At 59.1% G+C, this 21,226-nt stretch carries 21 protein-coding genes; 11 read left to right on the forward strand and 10 right to left on the reverse strand.

What is annotated here, in order from left to right:
* Window positions 1–32: 32 nt before the first annotated feature.
* Window positions 33–224 (reverse strand): cold-shock protein, encoded by a 192-nt coding sequence (locus tag FY528_RS10095; protein WP_149070881.1) that lies wholly within the window; start codon window positions 222–224, stop codon window positions 33–35.
* 360 nt (window positions 225–584) lie between these two features.
* On the opposite strand from FY528_RS10095, the gene FY528_RS10100 reads away from it, so the two are divergent.
* The gene (locus FY528_RS10100; protein ID WP_149070882.1) at window positions 585–1,997 is read left to right on the forward strand and encodes a hypothetical protein; all 1,413 of its coding nucleotides are present in this window, start codon (window positions 585–587) and stop codon (window positions 1,995–1,997) included.
* A 117-nt stretch (window positions 1,998–2,114) separates the two neighbouring features.
* Here the strand turns inward: FY528_RS10100 and FY528_RS10105 are convergent, their stop codons facing one another.
* The 4 genes from FY528_RS10105 to FY528_RS10120 form a co-directional block, all read right to left on the reverse strand.
* Window positions 2,115–2,987 carry a hypothetical protein gene (locus FY528_RS10105; RefSeq protein ID WP_149070883.1) on the reverse strand — a complete coding sequence of 291 codons (873 nt, stop codon included), beginning with the start codon at window positions 2,985–2,987 and terminating at the stop codon, window positions 2,115–2,117.
* A gap of 179 nt (window positions 2,988–3,166) precedes the next feature.
* Window positions 3,167–4,180: a ComEA family DNA-binding protein gene (locus FY528_RS10110; RefSeq protein ID WP_149070884.1), complete on the reverse strand. Its 1,014-nt coding sequence runs from the start codon at window positions 4,178–4,180 to the stop codon at window positions 3,167–3,169.
* 187 nt (window positions 4,181–4,367) lie between these two features.
* Window positions 4,368–5,267 (reverse strand): SDR family oxidoreductase, encoded by a 900-nt coding sequence (locus FY528_RS10115; protein WP_149070885.1) that lies wholly within the window; start codon window positions 5,265–5,267, stop codon window positions 4,368–4,370.
* A 51-nt stretch (window positions 5,268–5,318) separates the two neighbouring features.
* Window positions 5,319–5,957, reverse strand: a complete 639-nt coding sequence (locus tag FY528_RS10120) for a peptidylprolyl isomerase (protein WP_149070886.1) — start codon at window positions 5,955–5,957, stop codon at window positions 5,319–5,321.
* Window positions 5,958–6,095: 138 nt separating this feature from the next.
* Here FY528_RS10120 and FY528_RS10125 point away from each other — a divergent pair, with 138 nt between their 5' ends.
* Window positions 6,096–6,725, forward strand: a complete 630-nt coding sequence (locus tag FY528_RS10125; RefSeq protein ID WP_262383965.1) for a DUF2238 domain-containing protein — start codon at window positions 6,096–6,098, stop codon at window positions 6,723–6,725.
* A gap of 152 nt (window positions 6,726–6,877) precedes the next feature.
* On the opposite strand, the gene hemC is transcribed toward FY528_RS10125, so the two are convergent.
* The 4 genes from hemC to FY528_RS10145 all read right to left on the reverse strand — a co-directional run bounded on the left by hemC (window position 6,878) and on the right by FY528_RS10145 (window position 10,916).
* The gene (gene hemC / locus FY528_RS10130; RefSeq protein ID WP_149070887.1) at window positions 6,878–7,822 is read right to left on the reverse strand and encodes a hydroxymethylbilane synthase; all 945 of its coding nucleotides are present in this window, start codon (window positions 7,820–7,822) and stop codon (window positions 6,878–6,880) included.
* 231 nt (window positions 7,823–8,053) lie between these two features.
* Entirely contained in the window at window positions 8,054–9,190 is a 1,137-nt protein-coding gene (locus FY528_RS10135) for a DNA polymerase III subunit (RefSeq protein ID WP_149070888.1), read from the reverse strand.
* Window positions 9,191–9,261: 71 nt separating this feature from the next.
* A complete protein-coding gene (locus tag FY528_RS10140) occupies window positions 9,262–10,500 on the reverse strand; it encodes a GlmU family protein (protein WP_149070889.1) in 1,239 nt (412 codons plus the stop codon).
* Window positions 10,501–10,670: 170 nt separating this feature from the next.
* On the reverse strand, window positions 10,671–10,916 hold the full coding sequence (locus FY528_RS10145; protein ID WP_149070890.1) for a type B 50S ribosomal protein L31: 246 nt from the start codon (window positions 10,914–10,916) through the stop codon (window positions 10,671–10,673).
* A gap of 315 nt (window positions 10,917–11,231) precedes the next feature.
* On the opposite strand from FY528_RS10145, the gene rdgB reads away from it, so the two are divergent.
* From rdgB to FY528_RS10190, 9 genes are all read left to right on the forward strand, one after another.
* Complete coding sequence (rdgB, locus tag FY528_RS10150) at window positions 11,232–11,825, forward strand: RdgB/HAM1 family non-canonical purine NTP pyrophosphatase (protein ID WP_149070891.1); 594 nt, start codon at window positions 11,232–11,234, stop codon at window positions 11,823–11,825.
* A 129-nt stretch (window positions 11,826–11,954) separates the two neighbouring features.
* Complete coding sequence (locus tag FY528_RS10155) at window positions 11,955–12,581, forward strand: uridine kinase family protein (RefSeq protein ID WP_149070892.1); 627 nt, start codon at window positions 11,955–11,957, stop codon at window positions 12,579–12,581.
* A gap of 144 nt (window positions 12,582–12,725) precedes the next feature.
* The gene (locus tag FY528_RS10160) at window positions 12,726–13,103 is read left to right on the forward strand and encodes a hypothetical protein (RefSeq protein ID WP_149070893.1); all 378 of its coding nucleotides are present in this window, start codon (window positions 12,726–12,728) and stop codon (window positions 13,101–13,103) included.
* 107 nt (window positions 13,104–13,210) lie between these two features.
* The gene (gene secDF, locus FY528_RS10165; protein WP_149070894.1) at window positions 13,211–16,192 is read left to right on the forward strand and encodes a protein translocase subunit SecDF; all 2,982 of its coding nucleotides are present in this window, start codon (window positions 13,211–13,213) and stop codon (window positions 16,190–16,192) included.
* A 172-nt stretch (window positions 16,193–16,364) separates the two neighbouring features.
* Entirely contained in the window at window positions 16,365–16,961 is a 597-nt protein-coding gene (locus FY528_RS10170; RefSeq protein WP_308418674.1) for an RNA polymerase sigma factor, read from the forward strand.
* A gap of 925 nt (window positions 16,962–17,886) precedes the next feature.
* Window positions 17,887–18,477: an outer membrane beta-barrel protein gene (locus FY528_RS21235; protein WP_187632074.1), complete on the forward strand. Its 591-nt coding sequence runs from the start codon at window positions 17,887–17,889 to the stop codon at window positions 18,475–18,477.
* A gap of 42 nt (window positions 18,478–18,519) precedes the next feature.
* The gene (locus tag FY528_RS10180; RefSeq protein WP_149070896.1) at window positions 18,520–18,885 is read left to right on the forward strand and encodes a c-type cytochrome; all 366 of its coding nucleotides are present in this window, start codon (window positions 18,520–18,522) and stop codon (window positions 18,883–18,885) included.
* 7 nt (window positions 18,886–18,892) lie between these two features.
* The gene (locus tag FY528_RS10185) at window positions 18,893–19,450 is read left to right on the forward strand and encodes a YceI family protein (RefSeq protein WP_149070897.1); all 558 of its coding nucleotides are present in this window, start codon (window positions 18,893–18,895) and stop codon (window positions 19,448–19,450) included.
* A 14-nt stretch (window positions 19,451–19,464) separates the two neighbouring features.
* Window positions 19,465–20,355: a DUF5777 family beta-barrel protein gene (locus FY528_RS10190; protein WP_222931807.1), complete on the forward strand. Its 891-nt coding sequence runs from the start codon at window positions 19,465–19,467 to the stop codon at window positions 20,353–20,355.
* A gap of 101 nt (window positions 20,356–20,456) precedes the next feature.
* Here FY528_RS10190 and FY528_RS10195 read toward each other — a convergent pair whose 3' ends face one another.
* Window positions 20,457–21,059 carry a NifU family protein gene (locus tag FY528_RS10195; protein WP_149070898.1) on the reverse strand — a complete coding sequence of 201 codons (603 nt, stop codon included), beginning with the start codon at window positions 21,057–21,059 and terminating at the stop codon, window positions 20,457–20,459.
* Window positions 21,060–21,226: the final 167 nt, after the last annotated feature.

Genomic DNA, 21,226 nt, shown 5'->3' on the forward strand with positions numbered 1-21,226 from the left:
AAAGCAGGCTTCCGGTACTTGGTAAAGGCTGGTTATATCCGCTCTACTTTCACTGCGTTCAGACCCTTTTTGCCGTCGATGACGTCGAAGGAAACCCGGTCATTTTCCCGGATTTCGTGTACCAGACCAGTCTGATGCACAAAGATTTCCTGTGCTTGCTCGTCTTCGATGATGAATCCATAGCCTTTTGATTCATTAAAAAACTTGACTTTGCCCGTTTTCATAATGGGGTACTTGGTTGTGGTAAAGTGAACAAGGAGGACAGATTTAGGCGGTAAATCTACAGGTTATTCTCTGTTTAGTTCTATAAAAAACATGCGCAAGGACGAGCTATTTTAAGCTTGCTGGCTTTGGGCTGCACAGTCAAAAGCTGCCTATGCATGCAGCGGGGCCAAGATGTTACACTCGAGTTAGCGGGCCGTTTTATGGCCAGCGCCTTGGTTTAGTGCGTATAAGTTGGGCGTTGCATCTTTCTTTTCATTCCCCAACCACCCACCACTATGGATAACGAGCAAAAGAATCAGACCAACCCTTCCGGCTCTGCCTCAGCAAACCAAGCACCAAATGGAACACCCGCTTCCGGGATGAATACTTCCACTACCAACAGCCCTACGTCGAGCCAGGCTCTCGCTTCTTCGGAAATGAGCGCCGGACGTGGCGGGCTGGGCAACTCGGAGCAGAGCCAGCAAGCCAATAAAGAAGTAAACCCCTCGGCGCTGAAATCGGATAGCGCCAAGAAATCCAGTAGCTCATCTACTAAGAGCCCGGCAGCCACCTCCGGCTCAGCTAAAAAGACAACGGCTTCGTCGGCTTCTTCAACGGAGGCTAAGGGCTCTGGGACGCAGAAAGCAGGTACCCAGAAAAACCAGCCCAGCGGCCAGTCCGATCAGCACAGCCAGCAAGCAAACTACGGCGGCAACTTTGGCAATAGCATGGAACCCAGCTACCAGGACCGCGACCGGAACGAGAACATGACCAGCGGGGCCAGCCGGGGCGAGTTTGGTGCCCACGGCGGTAGCAACACCCAGGGCGGCTACGGCAACCAGTACCGCAACAACGACTATAACCAGCACGACAACCGGGGCGGATATTATGGTAGCAACCAGCCCGCCGGCGGCTATAGTGAGCATCAGAATTCCTACCGCGACTATGACGGGCGCGGCAACTACGGTAGCCAGGACCAAATGCGCGGCAGCCAGGGCGGCTACGGCGCCCAGAACAACTGGGGCGACGAGGCCCGGGCCAACTCGCGTGGGAACTACGGTAGCCAGGACCGCAATTACCAAGACGATCAGCGGCGCGGGGGTGGCTCGATGTATAACCGGGACAACCAAGGCGGGTCCGGCCAGCGCGACAATCGGCATTACTCTGATCAACAACGCTGGAACGACAGCCGCTACCAGAACGACAACGGTTCCCCCCAGGGCCGCGACCGGGGCTACAGCGACGACTACGGCTCTTCCTCCATGGGAGGCTATGACTCCTACGGCCGCTCAGGCCAAAACCAGGGTTATCAGCAAAACCGGGGTAATTTCGGTGGCGAATCACGCAACCAGGACAGCAATTACCAGCCTTCGCAACGCGGACATGGCCAGCGCGGTGGCATGAACAGCCAGCAAGACTATGGGCAGCAGGGCGGCTACTACCGGCAGGAGTCGAACCGGTACGACGGGCAGGGCGGCTTCGGCGGCTACAACCGCTCCGAGGACGACCGGTACGATTCGCGCAGTGGCTACAACCAGGGCTCGGGGAATTATGGGGGCAACGCCCGGGAAGGCTTCGGCTCCCGGGGCGGCTCGTATAATGATGAGTACTCTTCGGGCAACCAGGGCATGCGCGGCGGCTCCCCTTCCCGCGGCAACTACAACCAGCAGGAGCAGAACATGAACTACGGCTCGGAACGGCGCAACCAGTATCGTAACCCCCAGGATGATGCGCCCGACTACGGCTCGGCCCCACGCCGCAACCGCGGCCGCGACGAAGACGACCAGTACTAAGCGTTACTGCTTTTAGCAACTCATAAGAAAAGCCTCTGCTACCATAGCAGAGGCTTTTTCTTTGAATATGCAGCTTTAAACGGTCCGTAGCCCCCGAAAAGTGGTGAGTAGGACGGGTTAGCGCAAACTGGCCCGGTACAACCGGCCTTTTTCATTGCTGACCACGAAGTCGTGCTTATTCACGAAAACCAGCCCTTCGGCCTGTCCGGTTTTGGTAAGTGGCAGACAGCTCTTTGGGCCGTCGAAGAGCTTACGGCCGGGCTGACGCTCCAGTAAATACGCATGCCCGTAGCCAAGCAGGGCCACTAGCTGACCGTCGGGACTGATATCAGCGGCCGTAATCCAGGTGTTGATGCGAATACTATCCACCAGCACCGCAACGTGGTTTCCGGGGCGGGCGGGTACTTTGTAGTACTTCACCCAGCCGCCTTTGCCCCGATTCTTGGTAAACAGGTGCAGGGAGTCATCGGCGTAGAAGAAGGCTTCGCAGTCGAAGTTGCGGGCAGCTTTGCGCGGAGGAAATGTGCGCTGATCGGGGTAATGAAAGGCAATGGTATCTACTTGCTTTAGCGCCGGCTCTTGGAGCCGGTAAATCCGCAGGTCGCGGCGTTTATTGCCGTTGTTGCCAAAGTCGCCGACGAAGAGGTACCCATGCTGCCGATCTTGGGCCAGATCCTCCCAATCGATGTTGTTGGCATCAGGTACGCGGTGTTTGGTGAGCAAGTCGCCCTGCAGGGTCACTTTATACAGCAATGAGGTGTTGCCGCCGTCCCCGTGGGTCCACAGGTCGCCGTGGTCGTTGGCCAGCGCTAGCCCCGAGCTTTCCACCACATCTTCCCGCCGCATGCGGCCTACCTGTTCTACCTTATACGCTTCGTTGATTTTCTCAAAGCTCCCACGGTCGGTATTGCTGGTACAACCGCACAACATGGCGTGCAGAAAGAAAGCCAGGGGAGCTAGCCGGTCGCGTAGTAGAAGGAGTGCATTCATGCCTGTAAATTAGAACTGGGAGCCAGCCACCGAGGTCAGCTCGCTGCTGCCTTACGCAGCCCAGCAAATTTTGTCGCCTAAAAATGCGTGGGACAAAATTATGCACCGGCTCAGCGTCGACTGCTGCCCTTCATCTTGCCTTCCTACGAAGCAACCACCCTGTCATTTCAACTGGCTTATTAAGGCATCTTAAAATCCAGGTAAGGTCGTAGCTTTTCCAGGGTAGCGGCCTCCAGAATGCGGATCTGGCGTAAGTCGTCGGCCTGCTGGAAGGGCCCGTGTTGCGCCCGGTACGAGACAAGCACGCGGGCCAGCCGCGCACCCACGTAGGGGTGGGCTTTCAGCTCCTCAAAGCTCGCCTGATTGATGGCCAGCCGCTCGGGCACGTATCCCGCCCGCACAAAGGAATACTTGTGCAAGCTGTCTACCAGATCGGGAGCAAAGCTAAATACCTCCGTAAGCTGACTAGGCTGCACAAAGCCCCCCAGCCGCTCGCGGTACGCAACCAGCCGGAGCGCCGTTTTCTGCCCAATGCCGCGAATCTGCTGCAGTTGGGCCGTGTCGGCGGTGTTGAGGTCGAAGGGCTGCAGGTGCGTGGGCTTTCGCTTGAAGTGCTTACCCGACGCTTGGTGGCCCGCAAATCCACCCGCAGGCTGACTAGCTTTTTCTTTGCTGCCCCACTCTGGCTTCACCCGGGCCGGCAACTCCTCAGGGAGCATGATGTAGGGTGCCAGCCTGGCGTAGAGGGCAGGCTCCAGACCGTAGGCTTTCTGCACCTGCACCTTGGCCCGAAATCCGCCGATGGCCGCGCCGTAGCGTACCAGCCGCGCGGCTACATAGTGCGGAACGCCCCGCGCCTCCCAGTCGGTAGCCGACAGGGTATTGGGGTTGAAGGGGGCCAACGCTACCTGGGGTACTGCTGCCCTCCTGCCGTAGACCGGGCGGGTGCGCGCATACCGGGCTGGATATTGCCGGGCAGGTGCCCGGTTAGCCTGCAGCTCCGCGGCAAACTTCTCGAGCTGGTGCTGATCGGGAGCGGGGTTGTACTCGGGTAGGGCCTTAAGCAGTAGGGAGGGTGCCAGGAGAATCAGCCCTAGCAGCAAGAGCAACAAGACAAAGCCATTCGTTTCGACGCGGGAAAACCGAAACTGGCGATGCGCCAGCAGATAGGCAGATAAAAGGAGGCGCTTCATGGGCACACCAAGCCAAATAATGATTCAAACGGACAGGAAATAGCGCGCCGCCCGACTGGTGTGCAGGTCGTTGGGCATAGTAGATAGAGCAAATACAATATAAGTACTGCTGCTTAATAAGCAAAAACCGGGGGCACCCGCCGACGTGCGGCCGCCCCCGCCATGCAGTAGTGAAGTTGGCGGCCAGCTAGCCTGCCTGCTGGGCAACCAGGGCCATGCCTTGTTCCAGACTGTGGGGCGCATAGCCTAACTCCCGCTGCGCTTTATCAATAATAAAACCCGTTCGTAGCGGGCGTTTCGCAGGCTGGGAAAAGGTGCTGGCATCAACCCGGCTAATAAGGCGACTATCCAGCTGAAAGAAATCTGCTACGCGCAGGGCCATTTGAAATGGGGTAAGCACCTCCTGGCCACTGACGTGGTAAATACCTGAGGCATTGTACAGGGCTGCCAGCCAGCAGCCCTGAGCCAGGTCCTCGGCCAGAGTGGGCGTCCGGAGCTGATCATCCACTACCTGAATAGGCTGCTGGGCTCGCAGAGAGTCGCGCACCCAAAGCACAAGGTTGGTACGGCCGTACTCGTGGGCTACTCCATATACCAACACAGTGCGCACAATGGCCCATGGCCCGCGGCTACGCTGCACGGCCTGCTCGGCAGCCAGCTTGCTTTTACCGTAGAAATTTACGGGCGCCGGCACCGCTTCTTCGGTAAGCGGCCCCTCCTTGCCATCAAAAATAAAATCGGTGCTGACGTGGACCAGATGTACCTGCTGCCGCTCGCACACGGCAACCAAGTTTTCCACGGCCGTTACATTTTGCTTCCAGCAGTCCGCCTGGTTTAGCTCGCACTCATCCACATTGGTCATGGCGGCCGTGTGAATCAGGTGGGTGGGCTGCTCCTGCATTAGCACCTGCTCTACCTGGGTCTGATCGGTCACGTCCAGTTGCACGAATCGTACAGCCGGATACAGCTTTGCGAGCTTGTTGGCCCCGCGCGAGGTAGCAATCAGCTCCACTCCTTCCTCTGCGTGTAGCCGCGCTATCAGTTTTTGGCCTAGCAAGCCATTGGAGCCGGTTATTAGTACGCGCATAAGGAGGAATTAGGCGGTGCGCAAAGGGAAGAGGCAGCGTGAGCAGACGCGCTAGTATTGATAGCCGTAGAGCTCCGTAATTTTTTTCTTTTTCAGCTTTTCCACTTTCACCGTCATTTTCACGTCGGAAGTGGGCCGGTCGCGGGCATCGCGGGGCTGTTGGGCTATTTTATCCACAACCGCCAGCCCACTGATTACTTGGCCAAACACGGTGTAGCTGCCATCAAGCTGGGGCGTACCGCCGGGGTTTTGCACAATATAAAACTGCGAACCGCTGCTGGCCCGCTGGGGGTTCACGTAGTCGCCTTGCCGGGCGGCGGCCAGGGCGCCCTGCTTGTGGCGTAGCTGGGGAATAATTTCCGCCGGAATGGTTTTCTCATTGGCGGGCCCTAGTCCATCGTTACCGGGGTCAGCGTCTTTGGTGTTGGGGTCACCGCCCTGCACCATAAAGCCCGGAATAACCCGGTGGAAGGTAGTTCCGTTGTAAAACCCGGCTTTGGCCAGCTTCAAAAAGTTGGCTTTGTGCTGGGGCGTGAGCTCCGAAAGCACCAGCCGGATGTCGCCCAGATTGGTGCTGATGGTCACTACTTCATCTTTCTTGCTGGGGCGCGGCTTTTTGGCGGCCCAAAGCCCTTGGCTGCTCAGGAGAAAAGCCAGCAATAGCAACGCGAGCCGAGAGAATATCTGCATACTTGTACGGTCTATGAATGCCTCAAACTTACGGGCTTTCTACGGAGGCAGCCATAGGTCAGCACTGCTAAGTCACCAAATTCAGCGCTAACCTGGCAAGTTGCGTATGTAGCGCCGGTACGCTTTTCCCGTCCCCCTATGCCTGATTCTATGCTCTCCGCGGCTACCCCTGCTCCTCACTGGTTTCCCAAGCTGCTGCTGGCGCTCTACCTCATCGAGTTTGGCGTGTTGGCTATCAACCCCGCCGACCGCGGCACCTGGTGGGCCGAGAACTTGCCCATTCTGCTCATCGTCGGCGCGTTGGTTGGGCTTTATCTGCGAGGAATCCGGTTTTCCAACACGGCCTACCTGCTGATGAGCGTGCTGATTTTCATGCACACCGTCGGCGGCCACTATACCTTCGAGAAAGTACCCTTTGACTGGTTTAACAACCTGTTTGGGTTTAAGCGCAACATGTACGACCGGGTAGCGCACTTTTCCGTGGGCTTTTACGCCTTCCCGATTATTGAACTCACAGACCGCTTCGGCACCATTCGTAGCCGCTTTATCAGCTACCTGTTTCCGCTCTGTGTTATCGGAACCGTAGCCATGGCCTACGAGTTGATTGAGTGGGTTTACGCCGAAGTAGCGGGTGGCAGTGCCGGCGCCGCTTTCCTCGGCAGCCAGGGTGATATCTGGGACGCCCAGAAAGATATGCTGGCCGATACCAGCGGCGCGGTGGTAGCGTTGCTTATTTATGCGCTGAGCAGCAGAAAGAATAACTGGTAAGCGAAACCGAACTGATTTGTTCGAAAAACCAGCCCGCTGCTTAAGCAGAAAGCCCTTACTCGTGCGTGACGGGTAAGGGCTTTTCCTATTAGCTGGCTCTGCACGTTAGCGAGGCCTGCTTCGTGGCCTCGCTTTCGGCCTAGCTCGAACGCCTACATGTTCTCGTCGCGCACGCGGCGGATGTCGTCCAGTATATCCCGGCCGCCGCGCGCCAGCACATTTTCGGCTACCCGCACCCCCAGTTCCTCCGCCCCGGCTACCGGCGCTGACTGGGTTTCTTCAATAAACTGCTGCCCATCGAGGCTGATGAGGCCCCCGTGCAGCGTCACCTCGCGGCCATCGGCGGAAAGCGTAGCCAGCGCGAAAGAAGGGATGCTGCACCCACCTTCCATGGTGCGTAGAAAAGCGCGTTCGGCCGTCAGGCACATGTGCGTGGCCGCGTGGTCCAGCACCCGGCGCAACTCGGCCTTCAAAGCGGGGTCCAGACTGCGGGCACACTCAATGGCCACGCTGCCCTGGCCCGTAGCCGGGATATACTGCGTTTCGGGCAACACATGGCGAATAAGTTGGTCGTATTCCATCCGGTGTACGCCGGCATACGCCAGCACCAGGGCATGATACTGCCCTTCTTCCAGCTTGCGCAGGCGCGTCTGGAGGTTGCCGCGGGCTTCGGCGGTGGTGGCGTGGGGCAGGAAGCGGCGCAGCATGGCCTTGCGCCGGGTGCTGCTGGTTCCGAGTACCAAGTCGGGCCGCTGCAGATCGAGCGCGGGGTCGAAGCTCACGATAACGTCGTTGACCTTTTCGCGCTCCATAAAAGCCAGCAGTTCCAGATCGGCCGGGATGGTGCTCTGCACGTCCTTGGCGCTGTGCACGGCAATAGTGGTGTGTCCGGTGCGCAGGCTCTCTTCCAGCTCCTCGGTAAAAACTCCCTTCGCCCCGATTTTATCGAGGGAGCGGTCCAGTACGACGTCGCCCTTGGTGGTGATGATGACGATTTCCGGTACGAACCCAGCCGCCGACAGACAATCTGCCACGTGATGCGCCTGCCACAGCGCAAGCTTACTGCCTCGGGTACCGATACGAATGGTGGTTTGCACAGCAGAACGAACTAGTTGGGATTATGCCGGCCGGCGCATTTCTTTGCGGCCGCCGGCTACATCCGACAAAGATACGCCCTGTCGGCTGGCTTCCCGGCTATAGGCTTTTTAGCGCGTACTATAGCAAATTAGCAACATGTATTTTTCGCCCCTAGAGGCCATTTGAGTCCTTTTTTGAGCACGGCTCTGCGCTCAACACGGGGTTTCGTCGGGCTGGGTTCAGCTAAAAAATCAGGCTTGACGTAGCAGCTCGGCCAGGCGCAGGGAGGTATCCACGAACACCATGCGCGGGTTAGCATTGCGCTCCACGTGGTAGTGAGCATCGTTGAGCTGCTGGGTGAGCGGCCCGGCGTTGCGGGGCGTTACAAAGCGGCTGAAGCCCTGCACGAACGGCTGCTCGGCGGCGGGCAGGTGCGGCACTAGCTGGGGGTCGAGGCCGAAGAGCAAGACCTTGCGCAGGGCAGTGAGGGCGTAGTGCAGAAACTCCTTCTGGTTTTCCCGGCCCAGCTTCTGGAACTCGTCACTCTTCTCCAGCATCTCACTTACTTTGTTGCCGTAGCAGGTGCGCATCCAGGCCGCAAACAAGGCAAAATAGTCGTGGTCGTCGGTGGCAGTGCTTTGGGCTGCCAGGGCCCGGCCAATGTTGCCCTCGGCCAGCAACGCCAGCTGACGCGCTTTGGCTTCCGGCACTTTCTGCTCGTCGCGCAGCCAGTGGGTAAGCTCCTCCTCGGCCAGGGCCCGCACTACCACGGGCTGCACCCGGCTGATGATGGTAGGCAACAGCTGCTCGGGCGCGTAGCTTACCAGCAGGAACACCGTAGCTGGTGGCGGCTCTTCCAGCAGCTTGAGCACGGCATTGGCGGCGGCCGAGTGCATCAGCTCGGGCAGCCAGATAACAACAATTTTGAACTGCGCTTCAAACGCCTTAAGCGAAACCAGCCGCAGCAGCTGCAGGCTTTCCTCCTTGGATATGCTGCCCTGCTTGTTGTCGGCCCCGATGGCCTGCATCCAGTCGTTGAGGCCCTGGTAGGGGTTTTCGAGGACGAAGGCCCGCCACTCGGCCGCAAACTTGCTGCTGACGGCATCCTTGGCTACGGCCTTCGTCGTCGTGACGGGCACGATGAAGTTGAGGTCAGGATGAACCAGCTTATCAATTTTCTGGCAGCTGGAACACTGCCCGCAGGAATCGTCGGCCGCTTCAGCCCGGTTTTCACAGTTCAGGAATGCCGCGTAGGCCAGGGCCAGGGTGAGGGCGGCGGAGCCCTCAGCGCCCCGAAACAGCTGGGCATGGGCCACATGGTTGCGGCGCACACTCTGGCGCAGCACCTGCTTCACTGCCTGCTGACCAGGAATATCCGAAAAGCGCATGGGTTACGTTGTTGTCAGGTTGTGAGCAAGCTAAGGCTTTTGGACCGCTGATCTTCCTGCCGTCGTCTACTTTAAAGCTCCACGCCACGCTCGGCCGCCGGCGGCCCAGAACGCTCCCACACCCGGTCTTTCACCGTGAGTTCGTATACATGGCGCAGCAAGTCCTGTTCCGTTTGGTCGAACTCCAACTGGCGGCGCGCCATCACCCGCTCGGCTACTTCGGCCGCTTTTGGCAGCTTAAAGGTTTCGAAGCCGGCGGCCCCGCCCCAGCTGAAGCTTGGAATGAAGGTGCGCGGAAAGCCGGCCCCGAACACGTTGGCGGCCACGCCCACCACTGTACCGGTGTTGAACATGGTATTGATGCCGCACTTGCTGTGGTCGCCCATCATAAGCCCGCAAAACTGCTGCCCGGTGTTGACGAAGCGCCCGGCTGCGTGGCTCCAGATTTTGACGGGCGCGTAGTTGTTCTTGAGGTTGGAGGTATTCGTATCGGCGCCCAGGTTGCACCACTCCCCTATCACGGAGTTGCCCAGGTACCCATCGTGGCCTTTGTTGGAGTAGCCCAGGATAATGCTGTTGCCAACCTCCCCCCCAACCTTGGAAAACGGGCCTACGGTGTTGTCACCGCGCATTTTGGCGCCAGCATTGATATGGCTGCCCTCACAAAGGGCCAGCGGCCCGCTGATGATGGCCCCCTCGTGCACCTGGGAGTTTTTCCCGAGGTAAATAGGGCCATTCTCGGCGTTTAGAATAGCCGCCCGAATTTTCACGCCCGGCTCAATAAAGACGTTTTCCGGCGCATACACAATGGTGTGCGCGTCGCCCACCGGCTCCGACTGCCGGCCACGGGTAAGCAGGGCAAAGTCCCGGCGAATTTCGGCCCCGTTGTAGAGGAAAAGATGCCAGGGCTGCCGGATAACGGTTACCGGCTCGGCTACCTCCCGGGTGCGTTGAAATCCTTCCTGAATCAGCTCGGCTACCTGAGTAGCATCGGCCAGATGGGCTGCAACCAACAGCTCTTCGCAGAACAGTGCCTCGCCCGGCTGCAGGGCCAGTACCTGCTCGGCCAGCAGCTCATCGGCACACACGGCGCCGTTGATAACCAGCGCGGGTCCCTGCGTATCGCCGGCGGGAAACTTAGCCTGCAGGTACGGCTCGGTGAGGTAGCCTACCTGCGCTGCGCCCAGGCGGCGCTGCCATTTTTCGGCCAGCGTGAGAATGCCGCAGCGCAGGGCCGCCACCGGCCGCGTGAAGGTAAACGGAAGCAAATGCGGCCGGATGGCCGGATCGTCGAAAAGCAGAACGTGCATTGGGGAAAGCGTTTCGCTGGTAGCCGGCAGCCAGCAGCATCACAAAGGCAAGGGGAATGAGTGGGGACTCGGGGTCAAATTTGGCAAATAAAAAACTCCCTCCGATGGTCGGAGGGAGTCTCGTATCAAACCCAGAGCCTGCAGCGAGTAGCCACAAGCTCCACACAGGCTTACTTCTTCTGGTAGCGGTTGCGGAATTTTTCCACGCGGCCAGCCGTGTCGATAAACACGTTTTTGCCGGTGTAGAAGGGGTGCGACGCCGAGCTAACTTCCACCTTGATAACGGGGTAGGTTTTGCCGTCTTCCATCGTAACCGTCTCGTTCGAGGTCATCGTCGAACGGGTAATGAATTTGAAGTCGCTTGAAGTGTCCTGAAACACCACTTCACGATACTGGGGGTGGATGTCTTTTTTCATGGTCGGGGTTCCCGTTAAAACCTTGTCTGCCTGCCGATTTTGCGGAAGGGAGTGCAAAGGTACAGTGTAACGTCATAATTCAAAAGCCTTTGCCGGCTTTTTCCTTTTTTCGTGCTTTTTCCGCCTGTCAGCCCACGCCCTCAGCCCTTTAGGCCCTGGGCCGCTGCCGGGCAGCTACTGCAAGCACCGGGACGGTGCGCCCTCCCTGCAGTAGCCGGCCCGGCCCATTCTGCGGGCGTTGGGTGGCCGTTCCCCGGTTTTTTCGTTGGTTTACGATTCTTCCCTTCTGGTTTTCTCCTCTACCATATTCCGCCCGTGCGCCTCTGCTTTGCCTCCAACAATGCCCACAAGCTTGCCGAAATCCGCCCTCTGCTGCCCGCTGGCCTAGAGCTGCTGAGCCTCGAAGCCATTGGTTGCCACGAGGAACTCCCCGAAACCCGTGATACGCTCGAAGGAAATGCCCTGCAGAAGGCCGAGTACGTGTGGGAGCATTACGGCGTGGCCTGCTTTGCCGATGACACCGGCCTGGAGGTAGAGGCCCTGCACGGGGCACCCGGCGTATACTCGGCCCGCTACGCCGGCCCCCAGCGCCTGGCCGCCGACAACGTGCAGAAACTGCTCCAGGAACTGCACGGCCAGGGTAACCGGGCGGCGCGCTTCCGCACCGTGGTAGCCTTGGTAGGCCTCACGCCGGAACCCCAGCTGTTTGCAGGCGAAGTACGCGGGCTGATTACGGAAGAGCCAAAGGGGAACGGTGGCTTTGGCTACGACCCCGTGTTTCAGCCCACTGAGGGCAACGGGCAGACCTTCGCGGAAATGGAACTGGCCGCCAAAAACCACATCAGCCACCGCGGCCGGGCCGTTGCGCAGTTGGTTTCGTACCTGCAGACGGAGTGGTCGGCGGCGTAAGCCTCCGCTAGTGCCCACCGGCAAGCTCCTGCCGTAGCCGAGGAAAGTTTAAGCCGGGGGCACCCGTTGAGCTGCCGATGTATTACTTTTGCAGGGTTGGCCCCACTGCAACGGGCAACATCCCACCCCATGCAAAAACCTTTTCTGGTCGGTATTACGGGCGGTAGCGCCTCCGGCAAAACCACTTTCCTGCGCCGCCTGCTGGCCTCGTTCCCGGAGCAGGATATTTGTCTGATTTCGCAGGACAACTACTACCACCCGCGCGAAACCCAGCAGGTAGACGGCAACGGCGTCACGAACTTCGACCTGCCCAGCAGCATCGACTCGGCGGCCTATGCCAACGATGTGCTGCGCATCAGCCAGGGTTTGGAGGTACGGCGGCCGGAGTATACTTTCAACAACCCCAATGCCCCAGTTAAAGAGTTGGTCTTCAAGCCGGCACCCATTGTCGTAGTCGAGGGCATTTTTGTGTTCTACTTTGAAGAGGTGGCCCGGCTGCTCGATTTAAAGGTGTACATCGATGCCCGGGAGCACGTGAAGGTGCTGCGCCGCATTGTGCGCGACCGGGACGAGCGGGGGTACGACCTGGAAGATGTGCTCTACCGCTACACCAACCACGTAGCGCCTACCTACGAGAAATACATCAAGCCTTTCAAGCAGGATGCGGACCTGATTATTCCCAACAACCACCATTTCGACCGGGGTTTGGAAGTACTGGTGTCGTTCCTGAAAAGCAAAATAGCCGTTGGGGCCTAATAAAGCCGCCCCGCAAACCCGCTTGCACTGCCGCCTCCCCCAAGAGGCGGCAGTGCTGCTTTTCAGGCCAGCTGGTTAGCCAAAGCAGGCAGGTTGTTTTTCCTGCCCGCTGGTTTTGGTTATATTTGCACTTCGTATTTCGCAATGACGCTGACTCTCAACCCGTTTCTTACTCGCTTGCGGCTGGTGCTGCTCCAACTTACCCTGCTGTGGGTATTGGGGCTGAACCACCAGGCCGTGGCTATGTACCGGGTTGTGGCTGCGGCCCCCGGTCATGCTACCCGGGTAGGAGCCGCCCCCAAGGGAGCAGTTGTCAAGCAGAAAGTAACCCTGGAAGCCACGGCTCCGCTGGGCGTGTGGCTGGCCCCCGCCACTGAGGCATGGCTGCCGCCCGTGCCGGTGCTGCCGGGCTGGCCCCTGCCCACGCGGGCCTCGATTGTTGGAGCACCGCGCCCCTGCGCCGTGCCCGATGCCTTCCGCACGCGCCTGCTGGGCGCCTCGGTGTCGCCCCACGCCCCCTAAATGACAATAATTAATGAGCAATAAAGCAGGAAGAATTGCCAGTGCGCAGTCTTCCTTCTTCATTGCTCATTCTTGCTTGCTCATTCTTCATTGCCATTTCTTTCTACATGCGTAATAAAAACCTCATTATCATCCTCACGGTCATTGTTACCGCGTTGTGTGCCTACTTCCTCACGCTCACGTTCATCTCCCGGGGCGTGCAGCAAAAGGCCGTCAACTACGCCACCCGCAACGGCCGCGTAGATCAGAACCTGCGCCAGCACTACCTCGACTCGGTGTGGCGCGCGCCCGTATTCGGCCCCCTCACCTACCGCGACGTACGGGAGAAGGAGCTCGGCCTGGGCCTCGACCTGAAAGGCGGCATGCACGTGACCCTGGAAATTTCGCCGGTCGAAATCGTGCGGGCCATGGCCAATAACTCCAAGGACCCCAAGTTCGTGCAGGCTATGCAGAAAGCCCAGGAGCTGCAGAAAACCAACCCCACTACCCAGTTCACGGCGCTGTTTGCCCAGAGCTTCCGCGAAGTGGCCCCCGGCGACAAGCTGGCCCGCATCTTTGCCAACACGACCAACAAAAGCCGCGGCCTGACTTACAACTCGACCAACGAGCAGGTAATTGCCGCCATCGACAAGGAAGAGGAAGAAGCCATTGACCGCTCCTTCAACATCCTGCGTACCCGCGTCGACAAATTTGGCGTGAACCAGCCCACCATCCAGCGTGTGAAAGGCACCGGCCGTATTCAGATCGAGCTGCCCGGCGTAGACAACCCCGAGCGCGTGCGCAAGCTGTTGCAAGGCCAGGCCAAGCTGGAGTTCTGGGAAGTATGGCGCACCGATGAGTTTGCTCCTTACTTCAACCAGTTGAACGAAGTACTGACGGCCCAGGAAGCCGCTGGCAAAGCTACTGGCACTGCCGCCGCTACTACCGATACCGCTGCCACGGCCACCGCTACCGGCGACTCTACTTCCTTGGCCAGTCAGCTCGCCAAGAAGAATGCTACGGCCAAAACCGACTCAGCCAACCCTGCCCAGAGCAGCCAGCTGGCTCGCCTGTTTACGATGCCCGGTGGCCTGGGTGCCAACCTGCGCGACACGGCCCGTGTGAATGCCCTGCTGCGCAGCCAGGAAGTACGCGCTGTATTGCCCCCGAACCTGACGCTGCTGTGGGACGTGAAGCCCACCACCATCGACGGCCAGGAATATCTACAGCTAAATGCCATCCGCAAAACCCGCGAAGGCGTGGCCCCCATGGGTGGCGACGTGGTATCGGATGCCCGCCAGGATTATGACCAGGGCGGCCGCCCCGAGGTATCGATGCAGATGAACCCGGCGGGTGCCCGCAAGTGGCAGCGCCTCACGGCCAGCAACATTGGCCGCCAGGTAGCCATTGTGCTCGACGACTATGTGTACTCGGCGCCGGTGGTGCAGTCGGAAATTGCCGGCGGCAACTCCAGCATCTCGGGCAACTTCAGCATTGAGGAAGCGCAGGATTTGGCCAACGTACTGAAGGCTGGTAAGCTACCTGCTCCTACCCGCATTGTGGAAGAAGCCGTAGTTGGTCCTTCGCTTGGTCAGGAAGCCATTAACCAGGGCCTGTACTCTACGCTGGCTGGCTTGGTTATCATCATGATTTTCATGGCTGTGTACTACGGCCGTGCCGGTCTGGTGGCTGATGCTGCCCTGCTTTTCAACATGTTCCTGGTAATTGGCGTGTTGGCCCAGTTTGGTACGGCCCTCACGCTGCCTGGCATTGCGGGTCTGCTGCTGGTTATTGCTGCTTCCGTAGATGCCAACGTACTGATCTTCGAACGGATTCGAGAAGAGTTGAGCCACGGGCTGCAACTCAAGGATGCCATCAACAAAGGCTACTCACGCGCTTTCTCGGCCATTTTCGACTCCAACGTTACCCAGCTGATCATTGCCCTGATTCTGACTTTCTTCGGTACGGGCCCGGTGCAGAACTTCGCCATCACCCTGCTGATCGGTATCTTCACCTCGTTCCTGTCGTCGGTGTACGTGTCGCGTCTCATCATTGAGTTCCTGACCAAGGACAAAGAGACCAGCAAGATTCAGTTCTCGACGGCGCTGTCGCGCAACCTGTTCCAGAACCTGAACTTCGACATCGTAGGTAAGCGCAAGCTGGCCTACATCGGCTCCACCATTTTCATCGTTATCGGCTTTGTACTGATGGCCGTGCAGGGTGGCCCCAACCTGGGCGTTGACTTCCGCGGGGGCCGCTCCTACGTGGTAGACTTCAACAAAGCCGTAGCCGCCGACCAGGTGCGCACGGCCCTGCTCGACAACTTCGGCGGTGCGGGTACGGAAGTGAAAACCTATGGCGCCAACAACCGCCTGCGCATCACCACTGGCTACCTGGCCGATGACGAAAGCATTGCCGCCGACCAGAAAGTGCGCACCGCCCTCGACCAGGGTCTGCAGCAGTTCAGTGCTGACCAGCCCCAGATCAAGAGCACCTCGAAAGTGGGCGCTACCATTGCTGACGACATCAAGAAAACTTCGGTGTTGAGCCTGGGCCTTACGCTGCTGGGCATCTTCGTGTACGTGTTGCTGCGCTTCGAGAAGTGGCAGTACTCTATGGCCGCCGTAATTGCCTTGTTCCACGATGCTCTGCTGGTTATTGCCGCTTACCCCATTGCTCGTCTGTTTGGCCTGAACTACGAAATGGACCAGATTTTCGTAGCAGCCGTGCTGACCATCATCGGCTTCTCCATGAACGATACGGTGGTTATCTACGACCGTATCCGGGAATACCTGCGCGAGAACAAGCACCTCACCTTCGCCCAGGTAGCCAACCCGGCCCTGAACAGCACGTTCTCCCGCACCATGATTACGTTCACCACGGTGTTCCTGGTAGTGGCAGTGTTGTTCTTCTTCGGTGGTGAAACCCTGCGCTCCTTCTCCTTCGCCATGATGATTGGGATGGTGTTCGGGACGTACTCGTCGCTGTTCATTGCTACGCCCATCATCCTTGATACCTACGGCCGTAAGGAGTCGCGCGAGCGGGGTGTGGACCACACCACCACCATTACCGACGCTGATGCGCCCAAGTTGAACACGACGCACGCCTAAACGGCCCAGCGTACTAATTTTAAAAAGCCCGGCCTGCAGGTCGGGCTTTTTTTATTTCCCAGTGTGCAGGCTATCAACTTGTTCCCTAGCTTTCAATAACTTTTCTGTCTTCGACAGGCAACCCAACCGGGGCTTGCATCCGAGTTAGGTATAAACCGACAACCCCGCGCCCGTGCCGCCCCAGCCCGAACATGATGCTACCCTGCTCCTGGCCTTGCTGGCCGGGTGCCGCCGCATGGACCGGGAGTGCCAGCGGCGAGTATATCTGCTGTACTATAGCTACGCCCTGAGCGTGTGCCTACGTTACGCCCGCCACCGCGAAGAGGCCCTGGAAGTCGTAAACGATGGCTTCCTGAAAGTGTACCGGGACGTGACGCGCTTCGACCCGGCCCGCCAGGAAATCAACTCCTCGTTTCGGGGCTGGCTACGGAAAATCATGGTGCACACGGCCATCGACCACTACCGCGCCCAGGCCCGGCACCAGATGCAGGAGCTGCCAGAGCACGCCTACGGCCAGGCCGACGACAGCGCCGGTGCCCTGGATACACTGGCATATGAAGAGCTGATTGCTTTGATTCAGCGGCTTTCCCCCGCCTACCGCACCGTATTCAACCTGTACGTGCTGGATGGTTTCACGCATGAGGAAATTGCGCAGCAGCTGGGCATATCGATAGGGGCGTCGAAGTCCAACCTCTCGAAAGCGCGGGGCCACTTAAAGGAAATGCTAAAAAAAATTAACCACCATGCCTACGCCGAATCTGTCAGATGAGGAGCTAGATGCTCTGTTTCGGCGCGCTACCGAGGCCTATCCAGCAGAGGATGGCTCGGCCGCGTGGCAGGGCATGGAGCATCAACTCAACACTTTGGCCCAGCACCGGGCCGCTTACCAGCAAGTGCTGCGGTGGTTTGCCGCAGAAATTGCCACCGTAGCCGTGCTGCTGTTGGTGTGGTTTACTTATCATCCCCTGTCTGGTAAAGCTTCTGCCTCACCAGTTGCTCGAATTTCAGCCACGCCCCTTGTACCAGCTGGCCCTGCTGCTACTTCAGGGTCTGACACTGCTCCTTCTGCCCCCCTCCGCCAAGCTAAGCCGACTGAGCAAAGCCCATTGGCTCCCACAGCTGGCTCCACACTGGCCTCGAATGAACCGGCAGCTCAAACGGCTCCGCGCGGCGTAGCGCTAACTACAATACTGCCGCGCCCCAGACAACGGCGCTCCTTCCTGCCGCTTCTGCCTTCCCCTCACCGCTCAAGGCTTGTACAGCACACATCTGCCGCAGATTTCGAGGATGTTGAGGCGACAAGCGCAAAAAGCCGTAGTAGCGCCGGTCTACTTGCCGTGGCCGTGAGCCATCCGACTTCCCCACCTCCCCAACCCTCCTCAACAGTAGAGTCCTCGACTGCTACGGCTTCTTCTCCACTCCCGGCCCCGGCTATATCCAGCCCCAGCCTTGCTAGTGCTGCTAGGCATACAGCCAGCGTTGATCAGCCAACTACTGAGCCTACTCCAACTATCAGTGTTGCCCCTGCAGAGTTTGCCCCCACCATAATTTCAGCAGACTCTGTTTCTCAAGAAGCCAAAGCGCCTGTCAACTCACTGGCCCTTGCCGATACCCCTCCAGCCCTACCGGATTCTGCTCATGCGCCCGAGCCCAAGCGCAAGGCAACGCCGCCGGCCTACCGGTTTGGCTTGCTGGTGCAGTACGCGCCCGAGGTAAGCACCGTGCGCTTTTCACCCATTAGCAAAGCCGGCAGCAACGTGGGCGGCCAGGTAGAATACTTCTTCACCAACCGCCTCAGCGTGAATGTGGGCGTGCTGCGGGCCATGAAACGCTACCAGGCCCGCGGCACCGACTACCACGCCCGCCCGGCTTACCTGCCTTCCTCTATAGACATTGATGAGGTAGACGCTGACTGCCGCATGGTGGACATTCCACTGAACGTGCGCTATGCCCTGCGGGTACAACCGAAATACCAGCTGTTTGCCAGCGCGGGGCTGTCGTCGCTGCTGATGCGGGACGAGCGGTACGTATACTATTATGACTACTACAACCGGCCGGTGCAACGCGAATGGCGGGTGCAAAAAGGCAGCAACCACTGGCTGAGCGTGGTGAATCTGTCGGTGGGCTACGAGCGGCAGGTAGCGGCGCGCTGGGGGCTACGGGCCGAGCCTTTCGTGAAAATCCCGCTGGGCGGCGTGGGGGCTGGCCAGGTGCGCCTGAGCAGTGCGGGCGTGTTTTTCGGGGCGCAATACCGCCTGCTGAGAGCCGCAGCTCTACCGCACTAGCCCCTCCCCCGCGCTTTTCTTTCTTCTATTTACTTCCTCATCATGAAACTGCGCTTCCCGCCGTATTGGCTTGGGCTAGGCTTGCTGTTGCCTGCCTGCGCCTACGAAAATGCTGAAGAACTGCTGCCGCAGCCCACCTGCGACGTATCGGCGGTGACTTACAGCCGGACCATTCAGCCTTTGTTGCAACAGCGCTGCTACGCCTGTCACGGCGGAGGAGAGGCAGAAGGCAATGTGGTGCTCGACAACCTGGCCGCCGTGCAGCACCACGCGGAGCACGGCGCCCTGCTGGGCGTGCTCACCCCCGGCTCGGGCTACCCGGCCATGCCCAAAAGTGGCTTCGCCCTGAGCACCTGTGAAGTGGCGGCCATCCGGGCCTGGGTAGAGGCAGGTACCCCCGACAATTGAGTTTCCCATGAAAGCGTACTGGCTTTTTCTCTGCCTCCTGCTCGGCCCCATATGCAGTGCTTTTGCCCAAGGCAAATACCTCACGCGCACCGGGCGCATTACCTTCTTTTCCTCCTCTCCGCTGGAAGACATTGAAGCCCGCAACGAGCAGGTGGCTGCCATCCTGGATCTGCAAACCGGCCAGGTGGCCTTCACCGCTCCCATGCGCGCCTTCGTGTTTCCGAATAGCCTGATGCAGGAGCACTTCAACGAAAACTACGTGGAGTCGGAGAAGTACCCGCGGGCCACCTTCGCGGGCAAGCTGCTGAACTGGCCGGCGGCCGAACCCCTGACATCCGGGAGTGCCCGCAGCGTAATGGTGGAGGGCGACCTAACCATTCACGGGGTGAAGCGGCGCATGAAGGTGCCCGGCACCCTGGAGCTACGCGGCAGCACGCTGGTCGTGAATGCCAGGTTTGCGGTAGCCCCCGCCGACTATAACATTGAAATTCCGCTGCTGGTGCGCGAGCATATTGCCAAATCAGTGGCCGTGACCGTGGCCCTCACTTGCCCTTCTCAACCCTAACACCACCGCTGGCTATGCTTTTTCGGCTACCCTCTGTATTGTGCTTTATTGTCTGTCTGAGCTTGCTGCTGGCTGGGGCAGCCCCTGCCGTGGCCCAGGACAGCCTGCTCAACCAACTCACCACCCAAGACAGTCTTCGTACTCCGGAGCCCGTGGTCGCTACGTTCAAAGGCACCCGCGTCAGCAATGGGCACTCCATCGAAACCCCGGGCCAGGGTGTGTTGCTCTTTCTTATCTCGCACCGCTTCGGCACGCTCAACAGCGGCGCGTATAACTTCTTCGGGCTCGATCAGGCTACCATCCGCCTGGGCCTGGAATACGGCCTGAACGACCGGCTGGCCGTAGGCGTGGGACGCAGCTCCCTGGAAAAAACCTACGACGGGTTTGTGAAATACCGCCTGCTCCGCCAGCAGCCCACTCACATGCCGGTGTCCGTTACTTTGTTCGGCAGTACAGCCCTCACCACGCTACGCTTTGGCAACGAGCGGCCTTTCCGGTCACGCCTGACGTATATGTACCAAGCATTGGCGGCCCGGAAATTCAGTCCTGGCCTTTCCCTGCAGCTGATGCCCACGCTGGTGCACCGCAACTTCGTGGCCACGGAGCGTGACAACAACGACGTGCTGGCCCTGGGCATTGCGGGCCGCCAGAAGCTCAGCAAGCGCGTGGCCCTTACCCTGGAGTATTACTACCTGCTGCCCGGCCCCACCGCCGACGACTTCCGCAACTCCCTGGCCGTGGGGTTTGATATAGAAACCGGGGGCCACGTCTTCCAACTCCACTTTACCAACTCTCAGGGCATGATAGAGAAATTCTTCGTGCCGCAGACGCAAGGCAACTTCTGGGACGGTGACATTTACTTTGGCTTCAACGTGTCGCGCGCCTTTGGTGTCAAGCACAAGTAACCGATGGAGTTCGACAGCGGCAGAGCAACTCCAAGGCCTTAAAAACCAAAAAGCCCGATTCGCAGGAACCGGGCTTTCTGGTTCTAGTTAAAAGCAAGTAGTTACACCGTAATGCCTTCCGCTACTACTTCCGTTACTTCGGGCACCATGCGCTTGAGCAGGTTCTCGATACCAGATTTCAACGTAACGGTAGCTGAGGGGCAGCCCGAGCAGGAGCCCTGCAGGTTTACGGTTACGATGCCGGCGTTGTAGCTCTTGAAGGTGATGTTGCCCCCATCCTGCTCCACGGCGGGGCGCACGTAGTTGTCGAGCAGGTCGATGATTTTCTGGCTGGTTTGCTGGTCCTGCTCCGAGGCGTTGCCGGTAGCGGCAGCCGTTTGGGCGGCTTTCTGCTCAGCAGCGGGGTCCACGGTGAAGATGGGCCCGCCCGCCTCCACGTACGACTTCAGGAACGTGCGAATTTCCGGAATCAGCTGCGCCCACTGGTGCTCGGTGGTTTTGGTGACGGTTACGAAGTTCTGGGCAATGAACACCCGGCCCACGTAATCAAAGTTGAACAGTTCCTGGGCCAGCGGCGAATTGGCGGCGGCCTCCAGGTTGGGGTAATCCACGCTCACGCCATCGGTGAGCAGCTGCTGGTTCAGCACGAACTTCATGCTCTCCGGGTTGGGCGAAGCTTCGGCGTAGATGGAAATGGTAGACATATTCGGTCAAAACAAAATGACGGAGAAAGCAAAAACTTCAAGGGCAGCCGGCCGCTTAGCCTGGGCTGACGCCCTCACAACAGCGCGAGCCCCCGATAGGTTACAAAGGTAGCAGAATGCGGCCAGCCCGGAGATGAAAATACGGGCTGGTGGGTATGGCCCAGTCA

It is taken from the genome of Hymenobacter lutimineralis, from assembly GCF_008271285.1.
Lineage (GTDB): Bacteria > Bacteroidota > Bacteroidia > Cytophagales > Hymenobacteraceae > Hymenobacter > Hymenobacter lutimineralis.

Coding starts and splice junctions, on each gene's coding strand:
- FY528_RS10110 (WP_149070884.1), bottom strand. CDS start 4,180: ATGAAGCGCCTCCTTTTATCTGCCTATCTGCTGGCGCATCGCCAGTTT.
- FY528_RS10095 (WP_149070881.1), bottom strand. CDS start 224: ATGAAAACGGGCAAAGTCAAGTTTTTTAATGAATCAAAAGGCTATGGA.
- FY528_RS10100 (WP_149070882.1), top strand. CDS start 585: ATGAATACTTCCACTACCAACAGCCCTACGTCGAGCCAGGCTCTCGCT.
- FY528_RS10140 (WP_149070889.1), bottom strand. CDS start 10,500: ATGCACGTTCTGCTTTTCGACGATCCGGCCATCCGGCCGCATTTGCTT.
- FY528_RS10105 (WP_149070883.1), bottom strand. CDS start 2,987: ATGAATGCACTCCTTCTACTACGCGACCGGCTAGCTCCCCTGGCTTTC.
- FY528_RS10125 (WP_262383965.1), top strand. CDS start 6,096: ATGCCTGATTCTATGCTCTCCGCGGCTACCCCTGCTCCTCACTGGTTT.
- FY528_RS10120 (WP_149070886.1), bottom strand. CDS start 5,957: ATGCAGATATTCTCTCGGCTCGCGTTGCTATTGCTGGCTTTTCTCCTG.
- secDF (WP_149070894.1), top strand. CDS start 13,211: ATGCGTAATAAAAACCTCATTATCATCCTCACGGTCATTGTTACCGCG.
- FY528_RS10195 (WP_149070898.1), bottom strand. CDS start 21,059: ATGTCTACCATTTCCATCTACGCCGAAGCTTCGCCCAACCCGGAGAGC.
- FY528_RS10155 (WP_149070892.1), top strand. CDS start 11,955: ATGCAAAAACCTTTTCTGGTCGGTATTACGGGCGGTAGCGCCTCCGGC.
- FY528_RS10135 (WP_149070888.1), bottom strand. CDS start 9,190: ATGCGCTTTTCGGATATTCCTGGTCAGCAGGCAGTGAAGCAGGTGCTG.
- FY528_RS10180 (WP_149070896.1), top strand. CDS start 18,520: ATGAAACTGCGCTTCCCGCCGTATTGGCTTGGGCTAGGCTTGCTGTTG.
- FY528_RS10160 (WP_149070893.1), top strand. CDS start 12,726: ATGACGCTGACTCTCAACCCGTTTCTTACTCGCTTGCGGCTGGTGCTG.
- FY528_RS10145 (WP_149070890.1), bottom strand. CDS start 10,916: ATGAAAAAAGACATCCACCCCCAGTATCGTGAAGTGGTGTTTCAGGAC.
- FY528_RS10185 (WP_149070897.1), top strand. CDS start 18,893: ATGAAAGCGTACTGGCTTTTTCTCTGCCTCCTGCTCGGCCCCATATGC.
- FY528_RS10115 (WP_149070885.1), bottom strand. CDS start 5,267: ATGCGCGTACTAATAACCGGCTCCAATGGCTTGCTAGGCCAAAAACTG.
- FY528_RS10190 (WP_222931807.1), top strand. CDS start 19,465: ATGCTTTTTCGGCTACCCTCTGTATTGTGCTTTATTGTCTGTCTGAGC.